Annotated in this window: 1 pseudogene; it reads left to right on the top strand. The window is 42.9% G+C overall.

The annotated features are described in order from the left end of the window. Positions 1 to 545 precede the first annotated feature (545 nt). Positions 546 to 1,096 (top strand): annotated as a pseudogene (locus PLA23_RS13665) (coenzyme-B sulfoethylthiotransferase subunit beta); the annotation flags it as partial.

The following is a 1,096-nucleotide window of genomic DNA, read 5'->3' as shown; positions in this document are numbered from 1 at the left end:
AGGGTAACCGGGTCAAATATCCGTACATTCTTTCCAATCTGATTAATCCCATATTCGATCATTGCCACATTTCCAGGAAATAAATTGTAACAGAATATGAGATTGTTCCAGAATAGTTCTTCTCATTCCTCCTGTTCCCGTATGCTCAATGAGGTCAGATCTGGTGAAACCTCTCCGAGTTATAAACTCAATAATGCTATACAAAATAATCGCACTGTGACACATTCTTCAAAGCGCCTAAACCATTAGCACAAAAAAATATCGAAGTACAATTAGATCATTACGAAAAGATCTTTTTGTAATATTGATCATCACAAATTAGAATTATAATATAATACTAACTCAATTAATTAAAGAAAACTTTACTCAAAATATAAAGTTTCTCCGAGAATCAAACCGTCAGATTTATATTTGCATCTTCAGACATATCATCAGTCCCGTAAAGGGGACGTGTACGAGTGATTACAGTCTTATCAGTGATACAATTCCCTGCCAGCGAACAGTGACGTAATCGTACAGGTTTTAAGGAACATCGGAGGAACCATATGGCAAAATATTCCGACACAATCGATCTTTATGACGATCAGGGTAAACTGCTGAAGAGCGGTGTCGCCTTAGAAAAAGTAAGCCCACTTGTAAACCCCGGCATCAAGAAGATGATCGGTCTTACCAAGAGAACTGTTGCAGTGAATCTTGGTGGAGCACAGGAATTCCTCAAGACCGGTAAGTTTGGAAAGGGTGACAAACTTATGGGACGTGAACTTGACCTTGACCTTGTTGGCAATGCAGGTGCTATCAAGGAAAAGATGTTCAAGATGCTCCAGGTCACCGAGGGTGACGACACCGAGATCAAGGAATTCGGTGGCGGAAAACTCCTTCTCTGTACCGTCCCATCTGCACGTATCGATGCAGCAGCAACCTACGATGCAGCACTTACCTCAGTCGCAGCAGCAGCAACCTATGCAGTTATCGACCAGTTTAACGTCGGCATGTTCGACGGTTCAACGGTCAAGGCAGCCTTCTGGGGTACTTACCCGCAGACCATGGACCCAGCCGGTGCAAATGTTGCATCCATCCTGTCCATCCCGCAGAACAA

Origin of the sequence: Methanospirillum sp. (assembly GCF_035406105.1) — an archaeon.
Lineage (GTDB): Archaea > Halobacteriota > Methanomicrobia > Methanomicrobiales > Methanospirillaceae > Methanospirillum.
The sequence above is the reverse complement of the archived record's forward strand: the minus strand, read 5'-3'. Positions and strand labels throughout refer to the sequence as shown.